Source organism: Geofilum rubicundum JCM 15548 (assembly GCF_000974365.1).
Taxonomy (GTDB): Bacteria; Bacteroidota; Bacteroidia; order Bacteroidales; family Marinilabiliaceae; genus Geofilum; species Geofilum rubicundum.
In genome coordinates, this window is sequence record NZ_BAZW01000001.1 from 223813 (window position 1) to 242574 (window position 18762).

25 protein-coding genes and 2 pseudogenes are annotated in these 18762 nt (G+C 45.6%); 19 read left to right on the plus strand and 8 right to left on the minus strand.

What is annotated here, in order from left to right:
- Positions 1 to 6 precede the first annotated feature (6 nt).
- On the plus strand, positions 7 to 324 hold the full coding sequence (locus JCM15548_RS24895) for a type IX secretion system membrane protein PorP/SprF (RefSeq protein ID WP_062122026.1): 318 nt from the start codon (positions 7 to 9) through the stop codon (positions 322 to 324).
- On the opposite strand, the gene JCM15548_RS26665 is transcribed toward JCM15548_RS24895, so the two are convergent.
- A complete protein-coding gene (locus JCM15548_RS26665; protein ID WP_500778311.1) occupies positions 303 to 404 on the minus strand; it encodes a DUF2740 family protein in 102 nt (33 codons plus the stop codon). The two genes, JCM15548_RS24895 and JCM15548_RS26665, sit on opposite strands and share 22 nt — an antisense overlap.
- On the opposite strand from JCM15548_RS26665, the gene JCM15548_RS24900 reads away from it, so the two are divergent.
- The 4 genes from JCM15548_RS24900 to JCM15548_RS00885 all read left to right on the plus strand — a co-directional run bounded on the left by JCM15548_RS24900 (position 375) and on the right by JCM15548_RS00885 (position 3160).
- Positions 375 to 749, plus strand: a complete 375-nt coding sequence (locus tag JCM15548_RS24900; protein WP_500778312.1) for a type IX secretion system membrane protein PorP/SprF — start codon at positions 375 to 377, stop codon at positions 747 to 749. The genes JCM15548_RS26665 and JCM15548_RS24900 overlap by 30 nt on opposite strands.
- Positions 710 to 1078, plus strand: a complete 369-nt coding sequence (locus JCM15548_RS24905) for a type IX secretion system membrane protein PorP/SprF (RefSeq protein ID WP_305047366.1) — start codon at positions 710 to 712, stop codon at positions 1076 to 1078. Before JCM15548_RS24900 ends, JCM15548_RS24905 begins: the two co-directional genes overlap by 40 nt.
- 111 nt (positions 1079 to 1189) lie before the next feature.
- The gene (locus JCM15548_RS00880) at positions 1190 to 1792 is read left to right on the plus strand and encodes an OmpH/Skp family outer membrane protein (RefSeq protein ID WP_062122106.1); all 603 of its coding nucleotides are present in this window, start codon (positions 1190 to 1192) and stop codon (positions 1790 to 1792) included.
- An 81-nt stretch (positions 1793 to 1873) separates the two neighbouring features.
- Positions 1874 to 3160, plus strand: a complete 1287-nt coding sequence (locus tag JCM15548_RS00885; protein WP_062122029.1) for a glycosyltransferase family 2 protein — start codon at positions 1874 to 1876, stop codon at positions 3158 to 3160.
- Here JCM15548_RS00885 and JCM15548_RS00890 read toward each other — a convergent pair.
- The 4 genes and pseudogenes from JCM15548_RS00890 to JCM15548_RS26670 all read right to left on the minus strand — a co-directional run bounded on the left by JCM15548_RS00890 (position 3153) and on the right by JCM15548_RS26670 (position 7007).
- A complete protein-coding gene (locus tag JCM15548_RS00890) occupies positions 3153 to 3467 on the minus strand; it encodes a hypothetical protein (protein WP_062122030.1) in 315 nt (104 codons plus the stop codon). The two genes, JCM15548_RS00885 and JCM15548_RS00890, sit on opposite strands and share 8 nt — an antisense overlap.
- An 11-nt stretch (positions 3468 to 3478) precedes the next feature.
- Positions 3479 to 3784: an FtsB family cell division protein gene (locus JCM15548_RS00895; RefSeq protein WP_062122031.1), complete on the minus strand. Its 306-nt coding sequence runs from the start codon at positions 3782 to 3784 to the stop codon at positions 3479 to 3481.
- A gap of 92 nt (positions 3785 to 3876) precedes the next feature.
- Complete coding sequence (pruA, locus tag JCM15548_RS00900) at positions 3877 to 5496, minus strand: L-glutamate gamma-semialdehyde dehydrogenase (protein WP_227625274.1); 1620 nt, start codon at positions 5494 to 5496, stop codon at positions 3877 to 3879.
- 153 nt (positions 5497 to 5649) lie between these two features.
- Positions 5650 to 7007 (minus strand): annotated as a pseudogene (locus tag JCM15548_RS26670) (type IX secretion system plug protein).
- Positions 7008 to 7091: 84 nt separating this feature from the next.
- Between JCM15548_RS26670 and JCM15548_RS22460 the strand changes: the two are divergent.
- The 10 genes and pseudogenes from JCM15548_RS22460 to JCM15548_RS00945 all read left to right on the plus strand — a co-directional run bounded on the left by JCM15548_RS22460 (position 7092) and on the right by JCM15548_RS00945 (position 14371).
- Positions 7092 to 7879, plus strand: a pseudogene (locus JCM15548_RS22460) (hypothetical protein).
- Positions 7804 to 8157 (plus strand): hypothetical protein, encoded by a 354-nt coding sequence (locus JCM15548_RS22465; RefSeq protein WP_227625275.1) that lies wholly within the window; start codon positions 7804 to 7806, stop codon positions 8155 to 8157. Before JCM15548_RS22460 ends, JCM15548_RS22465 begins: the two are co-directional and overlap by 76 nt.
- Positions 8154 to 8435 carry a hypothetical protein gene (locus JCM15548_RS22470; RefSeq protein ID WP_227625276.1) on the plus strand — a complete coding sequence of 94 codons (282 nt, stop codon included), beginning with the start codon at positions 8154 to 8156 and terminating at the stop codon, positions 8433 to 8435. Before JCM15548_RS22465 ends, JCM15548_RS22470 begins: the two co-directional genes overlap by 4 nt.
- Before the next feature lie 77 nt (positions 8436 to 8512).
- Positions 8513 to 9667: an NADH:ubiquinone reductase (Na(+)-transporting) subunit B gene (locus tag JCM15548_RS00920; protein ID WP_062122034.1), complete on the plus strand. Its 1155-nt coding sequence runs from the start codon at positions 8513 to 8515 to the stop codon at positions 9665 to 9667.
- 16 nt (positions 9668 to 9683) lie between these two features.
- A complete protein-coding gene (gene nqrC / locus JCM15548_RS00925) occupies positions 9684 to 10400 on the plus strand; it encodes an NADH:ubiquinone reductase (Na(+)-transporting) subunit C (protein WP_062122035.1) in 717 nt (238 codons plus the stop codon).
- A gap of 31 nt (positions 10401 to 10431) precedes the next feature.
- On the plus strand, positions 10432 to 11055 hold the full coding sequence (locus JCM15548_RS00930) for an NADH:ubiquinone reductase (Na(+)-transporting) subunit D (protein ID WP_227625277.1): 624 nt from the start codon (positions 10432 to 10434) through the stop codon (positions 11053 to 11055).
- A 19-nt stretch (positions 11056 to 11074) separates the two neighbouring features.
- On the plus strand, positions 11075 to 11689 hold the full coding sequence (gene nqrE, locus JCM15548_RS00935; RefSeq protein ID WP_062122037.1) for an NADH:ubiquinone reductase (Na(+)-transporting) subunit E: 615 nt from the start codon (positions 11075 to 11077) through the stop codon (positions 11687 to 11689).
- A gap of 205 nt (positions 11690 to 11894) precedes the next feature.
- A complete protein-coding gene (gene nqrF, locus JCM15548_RS00940; protein WP_262486836.1) occupies positions 11895 to 12974 on the plus strand; it encodes an NADH:ubiquinone reductase (Na(+)-transporting) subunit F in 1080 nt (359 codons plus the stop codon).
- Positions 12975 to 13358: 384 nt separating this feature from the next.
- Entirely contained in the window at positions 13359 to 13649 is a 291-nt protein-coding gene (locus JCM15548_RS22475; protein WP_227625278.1) for an FAD:protein FMN transferase, read from the plus strand.
- Between the two features lie 44 nt (positions 13650 to 13693).
- Positions 13694 to 14371, plus strand: coding sequence for an FAD:protein FMN transferase (locus tag JCM15548_RS00945; protein ID WP_262486837.1), 678 nt, complete (start codon positions 13694 to 13696; stop codon positions 14369 to 14371).
- 74 nt (positions 14372 to 14445) lie between these two features.
- Here the strand turns inward: JCM15548_RS00945 and JCM15548_RS21405 are convergent, their stop codons facing one another.
- The 3 genes from JCM15548_RS21405 to JCM15548_RS00950 all read right to left on the minus strand — a co-directional run bounded on the left by JCM15548_RS21405 (position 14446) and on the right by JCM15548_RS00950 (position 16193).
- The gene (locus JCM15548_RS21405; protein ID WP_157482297.1) at positions 14446 to 14625 is read right to left on the minus strand and encodes a hypothetical protein; all 180 of its coding nucleotides are present in this window, start codon (positions 14623 to 14625) and stop codon (positions 14446 to 14448) included.
- A gap of 115 nt (positions 14626 to 14740) precedes the next feature.
- Entirely contained in the window at positions 14741 to 14920 is a 180-nt protein-coding gene (locus tag JCM15548_RS26045; RefSeq protein WP_369403655.1) for a hypothetical protein, read from the minus strand.
- On the minus strand, positions 14913 to 16193 hold the full coding sequence (locus JCM15548_RS00950) for a sodium:solute symporter (RefSeq protein ID WP_369403656.1): 1281 nt from the start codon (positions 16191 to 16193) through the stop codon (positions 14913 to 14915). Before JCM15548_RS00950 ends, JCM15548_RS26045 begins: the two co-directional genes overlap by 8 nt.
- 334 nt (positions 16194 to 16527) lie before the next feature.
- On the opposite strand from JCM15548_RS00950, the gene recR reads away from it, so the two are divergent.
- The 4 genes from recR to JCM15548_RS00970 all read left to right on the plus strand — a co-directional run bounded on the left by recR (position 16528) and on the right by JCM15548_RS00970 (position 18756).
- On the plus strand, positions 16528 to 17148 hold the full coding sequence (recR, locus tag JCM15548_RS00955) for a recombination mediator RecR (protein WP_062122038.1): 621 nt from the start codon (positions 16528 to 16530) through the stop codon (positions 17146 to 17148).
- 76 nt (positions 17149 to 17224) lie between these two features.
- A complete protein-coding gene (locus JCM15548_RS00960; protein WP_062122039.1) occupies positions 17225 to 17692 on the plus strand; it encodes a hypothetical protein in 468 nt (155 codons plus the stop codon).
- A gap of 14 nt (positions 17693 to 17706) precedes the next feature.
- Positions 17707 to 18156 (plus strand): BT0820 family HAD-type phosphatase, encoded by a 450-nt coding sequence (locus JCM15548_RS00965; protein WP_062122040.1) that lies wholly within the window; start codon positions 17707 to 17709, stop codon positions 18154 to 18156.
- Between the two features lie 21 nt (positions 18157 to 18177).
- Positions 18178 to 18756 (plus strand): LemA family protein, encoded by a 579-nt coding sequence (locus tag JCM15548_RS00970; RefSeq protein WP_062122041.1) that lies wholly within the window; start codon positions 18178 to 18180, stop codon positions 18754 to 18756.
- Positions 18757 to 18762: the final 6 nt, after the last annotated feature.

The window sequence follows — 18762 nt, forward strand, 5'->3', positions numbered from 1 at the left end:
ATTATAATGGTGTATTCTATAAAGAAGAAAGATTTGAAATATTTAACCATGACCATTTTGCTTCTGGGTCTGCTGGGTAATAGCAGACTCATGGGGCAGGATGTGTCTTTTTCACAGGTCTATTCTTCTCCGCTTTATTTGAGTCCGTCTTTTGCGGGTTTTACCAGTGGTGGCCGACTGGCCCTGAATTACAGGGACCAATGGCCGGGTGTTGCCAATACTTTTCGTACCTATGCTTTTTCTTACGATGAATACCTGAGTGGTTATAACAGTGGGGTAGGTTTGTTGTTTTTACGCGATGATCAGGGGGTGGACAATTGGTGACGCAGAATCTGGGGATTGTTTATGCCTATGAGCTGGCGGTCACGGAGGATATTTTTGTGCGGCCCGGTCTGCAATTTCAATATGCGGAACGTAAAATTGATCCCTCTCGTTTATCTCAGGTAGGTCCGGGTGGAGAGACCTTTCCCTGGATCAATGCAGAGTTCCCCATAGAGCAGTATAAAAAATTGGATGCTTCTGCCTCTGCGATGGTTTACAGTGATTTTTTCTGGACCGGTTTCACCCTGGATCATCTCGTGAAGAACGATGTGGGCTTTACCGATATTGAATCTCCTTTACCCCTTAAGACAACTGTTTTTGGGGGTGGTAAGTGGATTTACCAGCCGGTAGTCGTTTTCGGGATGAGCAAAGTGCTACGCTGGCCTTCATGTACCGTCGGCAAATGTCCTTTCAGCAGTTGGATATAGGGGCCTATTGGTACACCAATCCCATTGAAGTCGGTTTATGGTACAGAGGCATCCCCGGTGTTAGCAGTGAAACGCTGACCAATAACGATGCTTTGATATTTAGTCTGGGCATCAATGTCGGCACCATTCATTTTGCCTATAGTTATGATTTGACACTTTCCGGACTGGCGGGTTATACAGGTGGGAGCAATGAGTTTTCGCTGATTTATCGCTTTAACCGTGGCCCGGTAGTCAATCCGCCAAGGGGTCCCATTCCTTGTAGTGAGCCGGCTTATGGATTGGGAGAAGGTCGTTCTAATTATCGACCGCAACGACGAAAATTATTTTAACCAATTTTGTGAACAATTTCGAAATTTCGCCGGAAAACTGTTTTTATATGTGTGTTATAAAGTTATATTTGTTCTCGTTAAAAAACTAAGGTAAACTACATGGTGGAACGTATGAAAAATGCATCATTAATTGTCAATGTTATTCTGATAGTATCTGTTATTGCTTTGTTTGTAATAGTTTTGACGGATGGTAAAGGGGATTCCGGGGAGTCCGGAACCAAAGATCAGGAAGTTGCGGCTGATAGTGGAATTGTTTATGTGAATACAGATTCGCTGATTATCAGGTATGAATTTGCTCGTCAAATGAGCGAAGAACTCATTAAAAAAGAGGAGTCTTCACGGACCGATTTTAATGAAAGAGCAAAGGTTTTTCAGCAGGATATGGTGGAATTTCAGAGGAAGGTTCAGAACAATGGATTTTTATCTTTGGAAAGAGCTCAAAGTGAAGAGCGTCGTTTGCGCCAAAAGGAGCAGGAGCTTCAGGAGTTGAATACGCGCTTTTCTAATGAATTAATGGTTCACCAGGATCGTATGAATCAGCAATTGCGGGATACCATTACCAGTTTTCTGGATGTGTATTGCAAGGACAAGGCCTATAAAATGGTTTTAAGCAACACCATGGGTGATAATCTGCTTTATGCTGAGCCTGAGTTGGATATTACTGATGAAGTGGTACGCATACTCAATCTGCGTTATGAAGCGTCGAAGCAATAACGCGCTGTAATAATTTTCTTAACAGGGGCTATCCATCGGGGCAGTCCCTTTTTTTATTATTAAGTAAACTGCTTTTCGGTCATGACTGTTAACGCCCATCTTCTCGGTAAGTATTTGACCCGTCATCCGCTCAAATATGGTACTTTGAGCCATCTGTCCGATGCGGCTATGGTAGTGGTTATTCCTGCTTACAAGGAGGAGGGATTTTTGTTTGATACGCTGAACGCCTTATATGCCTGTCAGCAGCCTAAAGGAAAAGTGGGTGTGGTGGTGGTTTTTAATGCCTCGGAAAAGGATGCGGTTGAATTGGTCGAGCGACAGGAATGGTGTGCCCAACGGGTTCGAGAGGTTTTGGCACCCATGGCGCCTGACTGGATAGAGGTGGAGGTGTTGGAGGCCTACCGACTGTCGGCCAAGCATTTTGGGGCGGGACTGGCACGGAAAATCGGGATGGATGCGACGGTGCAGCTGTTTCATCGGGAGGACCATCCGGAAGGTATTCTGGTTACGCTGGATGCAGATACGAGCGTTCGATCCGACTATTTTACAGCCATTGAGCGATGGTTTGAAAACCCCTCAAGACTGGGAGCCAATATTTATTTTGAACATGCTTTGGAGGGCCGGCTTTTCGCCCCTGAGGTCTATGAAGGGATTACCAAGTATGAACTGCATTTACGCTATTACATGCAAGCGCACAGATATGCAGGTTTTCCTTTTGCCTTTCATTCAATGGGATCAGCTATGGCCATGCGGGCAGTGGCCTACGCGCGTGCCGGAGGCATGCCGCGAAAGCAGGCCGGGGAAGATTTTTATTTTTTGCAGAAGCTGATTCCACTGGGTGGTTTTGGTGAGATTTCTTCCACGGTGGTGTACCCGTCTCCCAGACCATCCGACCGGGTGATATTTGGCACAGGTGCGGCTATTACGGGTCATCTGGATGGCCGGGGTAATGTGGAGGTCACTTATAACTTAAAGGCCTTTGAAGATTTGCGCGTGTTTTTCGAACGAAAAAGTGATCTGTTTGCCTTGGAGGCGGATGCATATGAGAACTGGACCTATCAATTATCCGGCCCCATGCGCAGCTTTTTGTTGAATTCCCGTTTCTTTGATGAGCTGGCGGTTCTTAAAAAAGATTGTGCCCGGCAGGAAGGGTTTGATAAGCGTTTTTTTGAAGTGTTTAACGCTTTTAAAGTGGTGAAGTATCTCAACTATGTTCATGAACACTTCTTCGAAAAGGCGCCCGTGTTTGATATGGCGCTGGCATTGCTGGAACGGAGGGGTGTGGCTACCGATGAATTTTTACTGGAGACCGAACTGTTGGCGTATTACAGAAGCATGGAGGTGGAAAATCCGGCTTTCATCAGCTGAACTTTCGAAAGCTGATGTACATGTCCAGCACGGCCGAAATGGCGATAAATATGACCCAGTAGGTTCTCTCGTAGAACATGGCACCCCCGGCCATTGTTAGCGCAAAGGCGCTAAGCACCAATATCACATTTTTTCTAAAATTTTCCGGTTTCCCTACTATCAGATTGAAAGCTCGGACGCCAAATACCGGAATTAATCCGATAAGGTAAATCCAAAAAGCATATTCCAGTTCTGCCAAATGTAAAATAATGCCTGTTAACAGGACTACCATCCCCAGGTAATAGGATGTCGAAAGCACTTTGGTCATAATTCAGTCAATTATTCTTCTATGATGATGAACAGTTCCTCATCGGGCCTTTTCATCAAATATTGCTCGCGGGCAAATTTCTCCAGGTTCTCGTGGCTGCCTTTGAGTTCTTCCATGCGGTTGATGTTGTCTTCTATTTGCGCCTGGTAATGCGTACGTTGCTTTTCCAGATCGCTGATGCGGCTGTTCAGTGAAAACCTGTCAACCAGATTGTTTTGATCGAAAAAGCCTATCCAGACCATAAATACCAAGCCGGTTATTACGTATTTGTTACGTAACAAGGGGAGAACAATATTTACTTTTTCCTTCCAGCTCATGATTTCATATAAAAATCCGTTGAAACGGTATCAAATTTATACCGTTTCTTAAGTGCAAAAGTAAGGGAATATTTTGATAATATTTTAAATCTTCATAAAGGGATATTTATAATCGTGGGGTGGGTTGAAGTTTTCTTTGATGGTGCGGGGGAAACCCAGCGCAGCATGTTCAGGTAGGAGCCGGCTTTGTCGTTGGTGCCGGAACCTCTGGCTCCGCCAAAAGGCTGCTGGCCCACTACAGCGCCGGTGGGCTTGTCGTTGATGTAGAAATTGCCCGCGGCATTGGCCAATCGTCGGGTGATTTTTTCTATCACATACCGGTCCTGCGCAAACACGGCTCCGGTCAGGGCATAGATGGAGGTCTTGTCCAGCAGGTCAAGGGTTTCGTCGAGTTTTTGGTCGTCATAGATATAGATGGTCAGCACGGGACCAAAAAGCTCTTCCTGCATGGTGCGGTAAAGCGGGTCCGTGGTCAATATCACCGTGGGTTCAATGAAATAACCCACTGTTTTGTCGCAACGCCCGCCAAAAAGAATTTCTGCTTCAGGCGCCGCCTGTGCGGCTTTTATTTCACCTGCCAGTTTGTCAAATGAGGCCTCATCAATTACCGCATTGACGAAATGCGAAAAGTCGCAAGGATCTCCCATGGTTAGGTCCTTCAGTTGTCCCAGGAAGTGTTCTTTAATTTCGGACCATTTGCTGGCGGGCAAATAGGCTCTGGAGGCCGCAGAACATTTTTGTCCCTGGTATTCAAAGGCCCCGCGGGTAAGAGCTGTAGCCACTGCCCGGGCGTCACAGCTTTTGTGGGCTATCACAAAGTCCTTGCCGCCGGTTTCACCCACAATGCGTGGATAGGTTTTGTATTTAAGGATGTTGTTGCCGATGGTTTTCCATATGTCCTGAAACACGGCCGTGGAACCTGTAAAATGAATGCCGGCAAAATCGGGATGATCAAAAATAACCCTTGCGGCCACTGGTCCGGAAGCAAACACCAGGTTAATAACGCCATCCGGCACGCCTGCTTCCCTGAATACTTCCATGATGATATGGGCCGAATAAACGGCGGTTTTGGAGGGTTTCCAGATGACGACATTGCCCATCATGGCCGGAGCGGATGGTAAATTGCCGGCAATGGAGGTGAAATTGAATGGGGTTAAGGCAAATACAAAACCTTCCAGCGGACGGTACTCTACCCGATTCCATACACCCGGGGAAGAGGCCGGCTGGTCGGCATAAATTTGGGTCATGTAATTTACATTGAAGCGGAGAAAATCGACCAACTCACAGGCCGCATCTATTTCTGCCTGGAAGGCGTTTTTCGATTGCCCCAACATGGTGGCCGCATTGATTTTGTCGCGGTAGGGACCGGCAATAAGATCGGCTGCCTTCAGGAATATGGAGGCCCGGTGTTCCCAAGCCAGATCCGCCCATTTTTGGTGGGCGCCCTGGGCCGCATCAATGGCGCGGTAAATGTCTGTTTCATCACCCTGATGGTAATGTCCCAGGGTATGTTGGATGTTGTGTGGCGGATGTATGGAAATGGTATGGTCCGTACGAACTTCTTCGCCGCCAATGACCATGGGGATATCCAGGGTGGTGGAGAGGTAGGCATCCAGTTGTTGTTGCAGAGATGCGCGTTCGGGAGAGCCGGGTGCATAACTGTAAATGGGCTCGTTTTGAGCGGTCGGCACATTGAAAATTCCTTTAGGCATAGTATTAAGCTTTTATGTTTTATCTACGATCAATAAAAAAATCAATTTTCAGTCTTTTGTAAGAAGGCGTCAAAGACAAGGCTTTCTTAAAAAGACTATCTAAAGATAAATAAAACGTATGCCTGGTGCTATGAATTTTGTCAGTGTTCTGTTTTACTCATTCCGTCTCATCGAGTTCACCAGTTGTGAGCCAATTAAGCGATGCGTACGGTCGTTAAAATTTTTGTAATAGACCAGGATGAGATAGTCGTTTTCGGTTTCGTGAAAGCTGTTTTCCATGGGAAACAGCTGGCCCGCTGTTTCGCCCTGTTCAACTACCAGAAACTGGTAGTTGTAGTAGCCCTGTTTCAATAGTAAGGATATCCGGTAGGCATTGATGTCGGCATCGAATTCCATTTCGGATTGACTGTTCAGCGCCCAGTTGGTCAGGGCCCCATTAAGGAAAACTTTCTGTGATGGCTGGGGACGGTCGGTCATCAGGCGGAAATGGACAAAGAGGTAGTCGGCCTCCAGATCGTCGTTGTCTTTATCGTCCACCTCAATGTAATAGCGGCCGTTTAAATCCTGTCGGTATTGGTAGGAGGAAGGGTTCCGGGGAAAGTCGGGCACGGCGGTCACATGAAAAAAGGGATCCACCAATTCAATGTCCTCTACCCGGTCGGTATAGAAACGGGTACTGCGGATATCCAGGTAGCGGAATTCGTTGCCACCTTCCATGATGGTTTCCCTTGTATAGTTGAAATCCATTATGTCGCCACTGAAAAATTGGGGTTTCAGACCGGTGATCTGATTGTCGGTTCGTCCGTTTTGCATAATGGTCACAGAGATGTTCTCATTGGGATTATGAATGGTGAAGCCTCATAATCTATTTCAAAATTTATTTCCTGATGCGACCCTCTGATGGCGGATTGGGCCGTGTTTTTAATGTGGGTCAGGATATTGACTTTGGGCTCGTGTACCATAAATTTCTTTGTCAGCACCGGGTTTTCCTGGTCATAATCTTCGAACACCACCAGCATGTAGTTGCCCGAACGCAGGGGCTGTATCGACTCATTGGGGAAGGTGAGTCGGTAATGAACGTAATCAAAGGTGGTGTTAAAGGCGTATTGGTAATCTGTAATGGGAAGTATGGAATTCCCTCTTATAAAGTCGGTGGGCATCAAGGGTGAGGGCGCCCAGTTGGCATTGCAGTGGATGATGGTGTATTGATACCTTTTTGTTGAGCTGCCAGGTTCATCAAAAGAGAGTTGCAGACGCTGGTCGCTATCCAGGCGGATAAGGGGATAAGAGAAAGGCCATCCCTGACGGTGAAATTGAACCGTTTTAAGGGCAGGCGAAATATATTCCGCCATGGGTGTCTGGGCTTGAACTTTTTGCAGGCTTGAAATGTTAAAAATAGCAAAAAGAAACAGGGCCCATATCCCATTATTTAAAGATAAATTTCTGTAATGGTTCAATTTGAACCGTTTAGAGAGATTTAGGACTTTTTTGTATAAATTATTTGTGCTCATAATGAAATGGTTTCTACACTACAATAATATGGAAAACATATTATTTTATGTAATTTTGGCATCAAATTCAAATATAATTCAAGTATGTCTGAGGTGATAAAAATAAAGAAGGGGCTGGATATCCCGCTGGCGGGAAAGGCCGAAACGGTTTTCGGACAAACTCAATTGCCTGGTTTATTTGCTGTTAAGCCTATCGACTTTCATGGAATTACGCCCAAAGTGGTCGTAAAGGAAGGTGAAGCGGTAAAAATTGGGACGGTACTTTTCTACGACAAGTATCATCCCGAGGTTAAGTTTGTTTCACCGGTGAGTGGTACGCTTAAAACGGTTAACCGGGGCGAGCGTCGTCGCATTCTTGAGGTGATTGTTGAGAATGACGGAAAAGATGAATACATCGATTTTGGGAAAGCAGACCCTGCCTCCTTAGATCGGGACGCCATCGTTAATCGCCTTTTGGAAAGTGGTGCATGGCCCTATTTGCGCCAACGGCCTTATGATGTTATTGCCAATTCGCAAGAAACACCTAAGGCCATTTTTATTTCCGGATTTGACTCAGCGCCTCTGGCGCCGGATATGGATTTTGTATTAACGGGACAGGAAGCGGCTTTCAAGACGGGTATTGAAGTATTGAAAAAGCTGGCTCCGGAGGTTCATCTCGGCGTTAGTAACGATTCTGCCTCTAAGTTGTATAATAGTCTCGAAGGCGTTCAGCTACACACCTTTTCAGGGCCCCACCGGCCGGGAATGTAGGCATTCAGATTCACCACATTGCCCCCATTAATAAGGGAGAAAAAGTGTGGGTGATTCAGCTCAGGAGATCGTCTCCATCGGTTTATTGTTCTCACAGGGAAAGCATGATTTTTCCCGTGTGATTGCGGTGACCGGGTCAGAGGTGTTGAAGCCGGGCTATCTTCGCTATCGTTTAGGGGCTTCCGTTTCAGAAATTGTGGCCCAGGGATTAACAGAGGGAGATTTGCGCATCATCTCGGGCAATGTGCTCACGGGCGACCAGGTGGGATCAGACGGATATCTGGGATTTTATCATTCTCAGGTTACCGTAATTCCGGAAGGTGCCGAACATGAATTTTTGGGATGGGCCTGCCCGGGTTTGGAAAATTCAGTGTTTCCCGCACTTTCTTTAGCTGGATGAACAAGAACAAGCTATATAAACTCAATGCCAATATGCATGGGGGTGAGCGCGCCATTGTGATGTCGGGCAAATTTGAGAAGGTGCTGCCGATGGATCTTTTGCCTGAATTTTTAATTAAGGCTATTTTGGTTGACGATATTGATAAAATGGAGCAATTGGGCATCTATGAGGTGGTTGAAGAGGATATAGCTTTGTGTGAATTTGTGGATACTTCAAAAATGGAGCTACAGTCGATTCTGCGCAAGGGTATTGATCTGATGATAAAAGAACTGGGCTGATGTTGCAGCCGGCTCAGGCCGGCGCATGCTCATATAGAAGGACAAGTTAAAATCAAAGACAATCAAAATAATTTCTAATGAAGGCATTAAGAAAATTACTGGATAATATCAAACCCCATGTCTCGAAGGGGGGGAGGTTTGAAATGCTTCATTCAACTTATGATGCATTCGAAACCTTGTTGTTTGTCCCCGATAAAACCAATCAAAACGGGGTGCATGTTCGGGATGCCATTGATATGAAGCGGACCATGATCATGGTAGTGCTGGCCTTGGTACCCGCTTTGTTGTTTGGTATCTGGAACGCCGGTTATCAGCATTTTATGGTTTTGGGTCAGGAAGTTGGTTTCTGGGAGCAGGTTTTACACGGTGCGCTGAAGGTCGTGCCCATTATTGTGGTTTCCTATGGTACAGGTCTGGCCATTGAATTTGCCTTTGCGCAGATGCGCGGTCATGAGGTGAATGAAGGATTTTTGGTGTCCGGTATGCTGATTCCTTTAATATTGCCGGTGGATATTCCGCTTTGGATGGTGGCTGTAGCTACTGCATTTGCGGTTATTATTGGTAAGGAAGTGTTTGGCGGTACAGGAATGAATATCTGGAACCCGGCACTCTTGGCCAGGGCTTTTCTCTTCTTTGCCTATCCGGCAGATATGTCAGGTGACCTGGTATGGATATCCGGATTGTCGGGCATGGAAGGATTGGATGCCACTACCGGGGCTACGGCTTTGGCAGCAGCTGTTCAGGGAAATATTGAACAGTTTTCGCTTTGGGAAAGCTTTTTGGGGACCATCCCCGGTTCCATCGGTGAAACTTCTACACTGGCCATTCTTATTGGCGGGTTGATGCTTATTTTTACAGGTGTTGGCAGCTGGAAGGTTATGGTGTCCGTTTTTGCCGGTGGTTATTTAATGGGTCTGGTGTTTAATATGTTTGGGCTAAACAGCATGATGCAGGTAGATGCCCTTCACCATCTAACACTGGGCGGATTTGCTTTTGGTGCTGTATTTATGGCTACTGATCCGGTATCGGCTACCCGTACAGAAGCCGGTAAATGGATCTATGGCTTTTTGATAGGTGTTTTTGCCATACTGATTCGGGTGTTTAACCCGGCATACCCAGAGGGCATGATGCTGGCGATTCTGTTAATGAATACTTTTGCGCCCCTGATCGACCATTTTGTGGTGGACGCCCATATCAAAAGGAGACTAAATAGAGCAGTTGTTAAAGCATAAGAAAAAAGATATTACAATGGACAAACAAGGTAATTTGTACACTTTCATTTATGCCGCTGTAATGGTGATAATTGTTGCTTCGACACTGGCTTTGGTGTCGCAGGGACTTAAACCACGTCAGGTGCGTAATGAAATGGTGGCTAAAAAAACGGATATTCTTCAGTCTGTTAATATTGCTTCTACCAGCAAGGATGCGGAGGCTAAATATGAAGAGATTATTGGAGAGGCCAGTTATATCGTCAATTTTCAGGGTGAAAAAGTCGATGGGGTTGCCTTCGATGTGGACCTGGCCAAGGAGGTTCGTAAACCTCTTGAGGAACGCTTGTACCCGGTTTATGAAGCCCGTTTAGAGAGTGGAGAACTAAAATATGTTCTACAATTCAGGGGCAATGGACTTTGGGGACCTCTATGGGGGTATGTTTCGCTGAATGATGATGGTGAAACCATTTATGGAGCCACTTTTGGTCATAAGAGTGAAACACCCGGACTGGGGGCTGAAATAGCCAATGACGGTTTTCAGGCACAGTTTAAAGGTAAAGAGATTTTTAATTCTAACGGAGAGCTTGTTAGCGTGGCTGTTGTAAAAGGCGGTGCACCGGATGATGCCAAGTCGGCTGTGGATGCTGTTTCAGGAGGAACCATTACCAGTGAGGGACTCCAAAACATGCTGAGTTCCTTTTTCGAAGGTTACGAGCAATTCTTAAAAAAAATAGAAAGGGAGCGTCATGAGTAGTGAAAAAGAACCTTTATTTTCAGCTAAAAATATGAAGCTGATAACTGCACCGCTTGGTTCGCAGAACCCGATTCCTGTTCAGGTATTGGGTATCTGTTCGGCACTGGCGGTGACAGCCAAACTGGAGCCTTCCATTGTGATGGCTCTCTCAGTGGTGTTCGTATTGGTGTTTGCCAATCTCATTGTGTCTTTGATCCGGAATAGTATTCCGTCGCGGATCCGAATCATCGTTCAGCTGGTTATTGTGGCGGCCTTGGTTATTCTCGTAGATCAGATTCTTAAGGCCTACGCCTATGACGTGAGTCAGCAGTTGTCTGTGTTTGTGGGACTGATTATTACCAACTGTATTATCATGGGACGTCTGGAGGCTTTTGCTTTGGGCAATAAACCATGGCCTTCTATTTTGGACGGTATTGGTAATGCGGCCGGATACGGATTGATTCTGATCATCGTGGGTTTTGTGCGTGAACTGTTTGGTTCCGGTACTTTGTCCTTTCCCGGTATAGGAACCCTGAATGTGATTCCTGCAGCCTTCTACGAATGGGGGTATGTGAACAATGGTTTCATGATTTTACCACCCATGGCCTTGATTGTGGTCGGTATCATTATCTGGGTTCAACGTTCAAGAGATAAATCATTGGTAGAATCCAACTAATCTTATAAGAAATTAAGAAATGGAATATATTAATATATTTGTCAAGTCGATCTTTATTGATAACATGGTTTTTGCCTACTTCCTGGGAATGTGTTCCTATCTGGCAGTATCAAAAACGGTCAAGACTTCTTTCGGACTTGGTATGGCAGTTGTTTTTGTACTGGGTATTACTGTGCCGGTGAACTATTTGCTCGAGAATTATGTGTTGCAGGAAGGCGCTTTGTCCTGGCTGGGCGCCGGATTTGAAGAAGTCGACCTGAGTTTCCTGAGTTTTATCCTCTTTATTGCCGTGATTGCATCCATGGTGCAGCTGGTGGAGATGATCGTTGAAAAATTTTCTCCGACGCTTTACACCTCGCTGGGTATTTTCCTGCCGCTGATCGCTGTTAACTGTGCCATTCTTGGTGGTTCTTTGTTTATGCAGGAACGGGCTTATGCCAATATCGGAGAAGCAACGGTTTTTGGCCTGGGTTCCGGTGTAGGTTGGTTGTTGGCCATTGTGGGTATTGCCGCCATTCGTGAAAAAATCAGGTATTCCAATGTGCCTCCTGCTTTGCGTGGACTGGGTATTACTTTTATTGTGACCGGGCTTATGGGCATTGCTTTCATGAGCTTCATGGGAATTAAACTGTAACCGTATCTGAAAAAATATTTATAATGAACGTTATTCTTGCTATACAAGGTTCTGTCATTGCCTCCAGTATTGTTGTTTTCCTTCTGCTGGTGCTTCTTTTGGTGTCTGTGCTGCTCTACGCCAAAAAGAAACTGACACCTTCCGGAACCGTCACCCTCGATATTAATGAAGGTGAAAAGAAATTGACAGTAGAGCGGGGCAAACATTGCTGTCTGCCCTCGGTAGTAATAAAATTTTCCTCCCATCCGCTTGTGGTGGAGGTGGTACCTGTGCCATGTGCCGTTGTCAGGTACACGATGGTGCTGGATCCATTTTGCCGACGGAAACGGGTTATTTTACCCGTAAGGAACAGAGCTCCGATTGGCGTCTGGCCTGTCAGGTGAAGGTTCGGGAAGATATTCAGATGGAAATCCCCCAGGAAATTTTGGGGATTCAGAAATGGGAGTGTACCGTTTCTTCCAACCACAACGTGGCGACTTTTATAAAGGAATTTGTAGTGAAGTTGCCAGAGGGCGAAACACTGGACTTTAAATCGGGTGGTTATATTCAGATTGATGTGCCTAAAATTGATGTGGACTTCAAGGACATGGATGTGGATGAGAAGTTCCGGGATGAATGGGTGAAATTCAAGATGTTTGACCTTAAGATGAAAAATCCGGAACCGACTTTCCGAGCCTATTCCATGGCCAGTCACCCTGCTGAGAACAACATTATCATGTTGAATATTCGTATTGCCACCCCGCCTTTCGATCGGGTCAATGGTGGATTTATGAATGTGAATCCGGGCGTGTGTTCTTCTTTTATCTTTTCACGGAAGCCGGGTGATAAGGTGACCATCTCCGGACCTTATGGGGAGTTCTTTCTGAAAGAGACCGAGCGGGAAATGATGTTCATTGGTGGTGGAGCCGGTATGGCGCCGATGCGCTCTCATTTGTTTCATCTGTTCCATACCCTGAAAACCGGACGCAAAGTGACTTTCTGGTATGGTGCCCGTTCCAAAAAAGAGATTTTCTACGAGGAGCATTTCCGCGCCATTGAAAAGGAGTTTCCTAACTTTACGTTTTCGATTGCGCTTTCTGAACCGCTTCCTGAAGATAATTGGGAGGGACCGGTTGGGTTTATTCACCAGGTGATTTACGATCGCTACCTGATTAAACATGAGGAGCCTGAGGATATTGAATTCTATATCTGCGGACCCCCGATGATGAATTCCGCTGTCACCAAGATGCTCTACGATTTAGGTGTACCCGATGAAATGGTGGCCTTTGACGATTTTGGGTCGTAGGTTGTTAGGTTGTTAGGTCGTTAGGTCGATAGGTTGAGAGGTCGATAGGTCAATAGGTTGATAGGTCAATAGGTTGAGAGGTTGAGAGGTTGATAGGTCGATAGGTTGATAGGTTGATAGGTCAATGGGTTGAGAGGTAAATGGGGGCTTATGTGGATGGGTGGAAATAGATCCTTGATAGCCGGTAAGTTTTGTTTGTGCAACCATTGATTGTATGCCTCTTAAAGTCAAAGATTTACGAGCTGTTTACGAGTCGTTGGCGAGCTATTGGCAGATAAAAATAAATAAACATTTCACAATGAACAGATAACCTTCTTCAGGCGATGAACGGGTGTCTGTTCATTGTTGTTTTTGGTCGCAAGGTTTTCATTAAATATTTATAGGATGAGAGAAGCTTTTTTGAAGGGCCGCTGGGGATTATATTTCTTTTTAGGCCTTTTATTGGTTTTGGGGGGATGCCAGCCTCCCTTAAAGTATGTTGTGAATGAGGGCTTGGTTTTCGGCACCAGTTACCGAATGGTGTACGAGGGGCGGGAAGATCATCATTTGGCCATTAAAGAGGTGCTGAACGACTTTAACAGCTCTCTCTCGACCTATGACAGCCTCTCGGTTATCAGTCGCATCAACAATAACGATTCAACGGTGCGGGCCGACGCTATATCAAGCAATTACTAAGGACCGGTCGGCGGATCACCCATGAAACGGATGGGGCCTTTGATATGACGGTGGGACCTTTGGTAAATGCCTGGGGTTTTGGTTTTCAAAACCGTTCAGATATATCGGATGAATTGATCGACCGGCTTTTGTTGCTGGTAGGGATGGATCAAGTTTGGCTGGAAGGTGAACGCGTGCTTAAAAAGCAACCGGGTGTAATGCTGGATGGGGCTGCCATTGCCAAAGGTTACGGCGTTGATGTAGTGGCTGACTTTTTGGCCCAAAAGGGCATTACCAATTATTTGGTTGAAATTGGCGGTGAAGTGGTGACGGCCGGTATTAATTCAAGGGGAATTGCCTGGCGGATTGGCATCGATAAGCCGGTAGATGATACCACAGCATCACAAAGGGAGTTTCAAATGATTATTGAGGTTTCGGGCAGGGCTTTGGCGACAAGTGGTAATTACCGCAATTTTTATATGGAAGATGGAAAGAAGTATGCCCATACCATTGACCCGAGAACGGGGTATCCGGTGGAACACTCTTTACTGAGTGCATCCATTATTGCCCCCAGTTGTATGGAGGCTGATGCCTACGCAACGGCTTGCATGGTGATGGGTCTGGAGGCTTCCAAGGATTTGATAAATCGTTTGCCTGATGTTGAAGCCTGCTTTATTTACCATACAGATGTTGGTGATGAGGTGTTTTTAACGGAAGGCTTTGAGACGATGGTGGTGGAATAGATCTTCCTTTGGCATAAAAAAATGGTTGCCCTTTTTGAAAAAGGCAACCATTTTATTGGATAGCAGTGTGTTTCTTAATCTGTGCTTGCACATGAAGACGCTTGCGTACCACAACCGCAGCCTTCTCCTGAACCACCTCCGCTACAGGTTGTCAGTTGACTGCCTTTTTTGAAGAAAGTCTTTACTGCCAAACCTAAAAACGCCAGACATAAGAAAAAGATAGATAATGCGAGAATAATTAAAAACTGTGTCATAATGCGTTTCCTTTTTAACTGAGCAATCAATCATACCTTAAGAAGCTGCTTAAGCTTAATTTTAATCAGCTTCCGTTGACAAAGATAAGTTCTGTTCAAACAGGATGCAAATATCCTAAATGGTTTTTTCCTGTTTTTTTCGCATCAGCCATAACATGAAGAAGGTGATGGCCCCGTTGAGCATGAGTTTTTCATAGCCCAGATGGAAGCCGAACCAATTATTGGCGTTGAAATCCAGAAGTCCTGTCACTAAGGGGGGGATAATGGCTACAAAGGGTACCAATTGGTCATGCACCTGATATTTGGTGAATAGCCCAAAGGCATAGAGACCCAGTAAGTCCGTAAGTATATCCTGCCAGGGTGTAAATGGTGTCTATGATGCTGTCCTGGTTTAAAATTCTAAAGACCAATATGACCAGCGCCGTGAGGACGGTAAAACCGATATGGGTAAGGACGCGGGTCCTCTTCGCTTTGGTTTCTGACATTTTATCAATTTCCATAATGTCCAGTGAAAAAGAGGTGGTCAGCGAGGTCAGTGCAGAATCGGCACTCGAATAGGCAGCGGCTACCAATCCCAAAATAAATAAGATGCCCACGATGGGGGGGAGGTAGCCACCCATGGCCAGCATGGGGTAGAGATCGTCGGCCCGCTCGGGGGCGACGATGCCGTTTTGCGCAATGAAGGAAAACAGCAGAACACCCAGACTCATAAAAAGGATGTTCACGGGCAAAAAGGCGATGCCGTACCAGTACATGTTTTTTTGCGCATCCTTCAGATTTTTGCAAGAGAGGTTCTTTTGCATCATGTCCTGGTCAAGACCGGTCATTACGATGGTAATAAATGCACCTGAGAAAAACTGCTTCACAAAATGGCGGGAAGATCCCCAGTCGTCCCACACAAAAACACGCGATAAATCGCTTTCGATGATGGTTTGAGCCATGCCTTTCAGGCCCAGATTCATGGATGCTCCAATATAGTAAATGGTGATGCCCACGGCGGATAGCATCAATAGGGTTTGTAAAGTGTCCGTCCAAATAATGGTTTTGATACCTCCCCTGAAGGTGTACAACCAGATGAGCGAAATAGCGATGATCACTGTCTGGTAAAAGGGGACACCCAGGGCATCAAAAATGGCCAGTTGCAGAACGCTGGCCATGAGATACAGTCGGGCAGCCGACCCCACTGTGCGGGAAGCTAAAAACAGCAAGGAACCTGATTTGTAGCTAAAGTAGCCAAAGCGTTGGTTCAGGTAACTATAGATGGAGGTGAGGTTGAGCCGGTAGTAGAGCGGTAAAAGGATGTTGGCAATCACTATATAGCCCAGCACAAAACCCCCAACCATTTGCAGATAGGTGAATTGTTGCGTTTGTACCCAGCCGGGAACGGAGATGAAAGTGACGCCAGAGAGGGATGAACCAATCATGCCAATAGACACGATGTACCAGGGTGAGCGTCTGTTTCCAAGGAAAAAGGTGGCGTTGTCCGACTTCCGGCCGGTTGTCCAGGCAATTAATAGCAATATCAGGAAGTAGCCGCCTATGATGGAGCCGATTAATAAAGGGGTCATCTTTTTTTTGACAAAGAAAAGCTTTTTAAGTTTTTCAACCAAAAGGTGTTTTATCCACGAATTCCACGAATTTTAAATTTTATTAAGTTGATCTTTATTTTTCAATTGGTTAAACCGGTCTGCAATTGACTTCGTCAATCTTCGAATCTTTGCGCGCCCCGTTCCCATTCATTATGATTTTGTGAAGTCAAAAAGCGGAATGGCCGACCGCGCGAAATTAGTAGACTCCTTTAATTTTCCATTTTGGCAGTCACCGCTTTTGAGTCGTGCGCTACTTATCAGAAGCGTTCTTTTTTTACTACCTTTGTGGTTCATTTAACGTCTTGTTTTGGTCATGAATACATCGCAATATCCTTCCGTTCTTCTTGAAAATGCGGTCAATGAGTTGGCCCGTTTGCCTGGCATTGGCCGAAAAACGGCCATGCGGCTCGCCCTGTTTGTGCTTAAAGAGGACAAGGCGGATGTGCTGCGGTTTGCCGATACCATCAAGATTTTACGGGAGGAAATTCAGTATTGTAAAAGTTGTTTTAATATTTCTGATGCTGAAGTTTGTGACATTTGTGCCAGTCCGAAGCGCGACCATTCTTTGGTGTGTGTGGTTGAAAGTATCCGGGATGTAATGGCCATAGAAAACACGCAGCAATTTAAAGGCATCTACCACGTTTTGGGAGGGGTGATTTCCCCCATGGAAGGCATCGGACCAGATGATTTAACCATTCAGCCATTGGTAGAAAGGGTTAAGGCTGGTGAAATCAAGGAGGTGGTTTTTGCTTTAAGTGCTACCATGGAAGGCGATACAACCAATTTTTATATTTACAGGAAGATTTCAGAGGATGCAGTGAATGTGACCACCATAGCCCGGGGGGTGGCCATTGGGGATGAGTTGGAGTATGCCGATGAAGTGACGCTGGGACGTTCTTTGGTGAACCGACTGCCCTTTGAAAAATCGCTCTAATGCCTTCCAATAAGTCGTTTCGCCTGCATAGAAGGCCGTCCGTCATACATCAGAAAAAATTTAATAAAAATAAAAAATGAAGGATAAAAGTGTACAGGCCCTGCAATTAATTTACTGGGCCATATTTGCCGCCATGGTGCTTTTCACCATTGTGGCCGTTGCTTTAGCTCCCCGCTTTGCGGGAGTTGCTGCCCTGGCACCGCATCAAATAGAAACGCTCAAGTCGGTGATCATCCTATTGGCACTGGCAGGAATACCCTCGGGTTTTGTATTTCACAACCGTAAAGTCAGGCGCATTCCTGCGGATATGGATTGGAAAGGTAAGATGAAACTTTATAGAAATAGTTTTATCTTTAAAGTGGCTTTGCTCGAGTCACTGGCCTTATTGTCACTCATTGGCTTTTTGCTTTCGGTCAATATGTCATTTTTATACATCACCTTACTGTTGCTGGTGGCCTATTTGCTGAATGTTCCTACCAAAGAAAAGATTGCTCTTGAGCTGGATCCACTGGGGTCAATGGATGAATTTAAAGAGGAAGAATAAAACCAATATTGATTATGATTATTGCTGTAGATTTTGATGGCACTATTGTTGAGCATCGCTATCCGTCCATTGGTAAAGAAAAATTCTTTGCCTTTGAAACGCTCAGGGCGCTTCAGAAGGACGGTCACCAGTTGGTTTTGTGGACCTACAGAGATGGGCATTTGTTGGAGGAAGCTGTGGAATATTGCCGCAGTAAAGGTGTGGAATTTTATGCCGTTAATAGTAGTTATCCCAATGAAGAGTTGGAACCGGGTCAAAGTAGAAAAATACATGCAGATTTGTTCATCGATGACCGCATTGTCTTTGGATTCCCTGGTTGGGGCGAGATTTATCAAAGCATCAATCCGGACGCTTCCTCTCATGGGGCCATGGATTACCAAAAGCAGTATGAAAGGGCTCAAAGCAAGTCTCTAAACGGATTATGGAGTCGATTCTTGATTTGGACCGGTCTGAAAGAGAAATAAGTCATTTAAATTAATTCAAATATGAAGCGGTTAAGATTTTTTATTCTGGCACTTATGGCCGTGCCATTTCTGGGTAGCTGTGGCTACAATACCATGGTCGAACTCAATGAGGGCGTGGATGCCCAATGGGCACAAGTCGAGAATGTCTATCAGCGCAGAGCTGATTTGATTCCCAATTTGGTGAATACGGTTAAAGGGTATGCAGCCCATGAGCAGGAAACTTTGGAGGGAGTTATTGAGGCCAGGAGTAAGGCCACCGGAATTAATTTGAATACCGATAATATGGATGCGGCTTCTTTGCAACAGTTCCAGCAGGCCCAGGAGGGGTTAAGCTCTGCTTTGTCGCGCCTGATGGTGGTCGTGGAACGTTATCCTGACCTTAAAGCCAATCAGAATTTTCTGGACTTGCAGGCCCAATTGGAGGGGACAGAGAACCGGATAGCGACAGAGCGAATGCGATTCAATGAAGAAACCCGGAAGTACAATACTTACATCACCAAGTTTCCGCAACGATTTATTGCATCGATGTTTGATTTTGAACGAAAACCCTATTTTGAAGCGGATCAGGGTGCCCAAACAGCACCGGAAGTAACGTTTTAAATAATA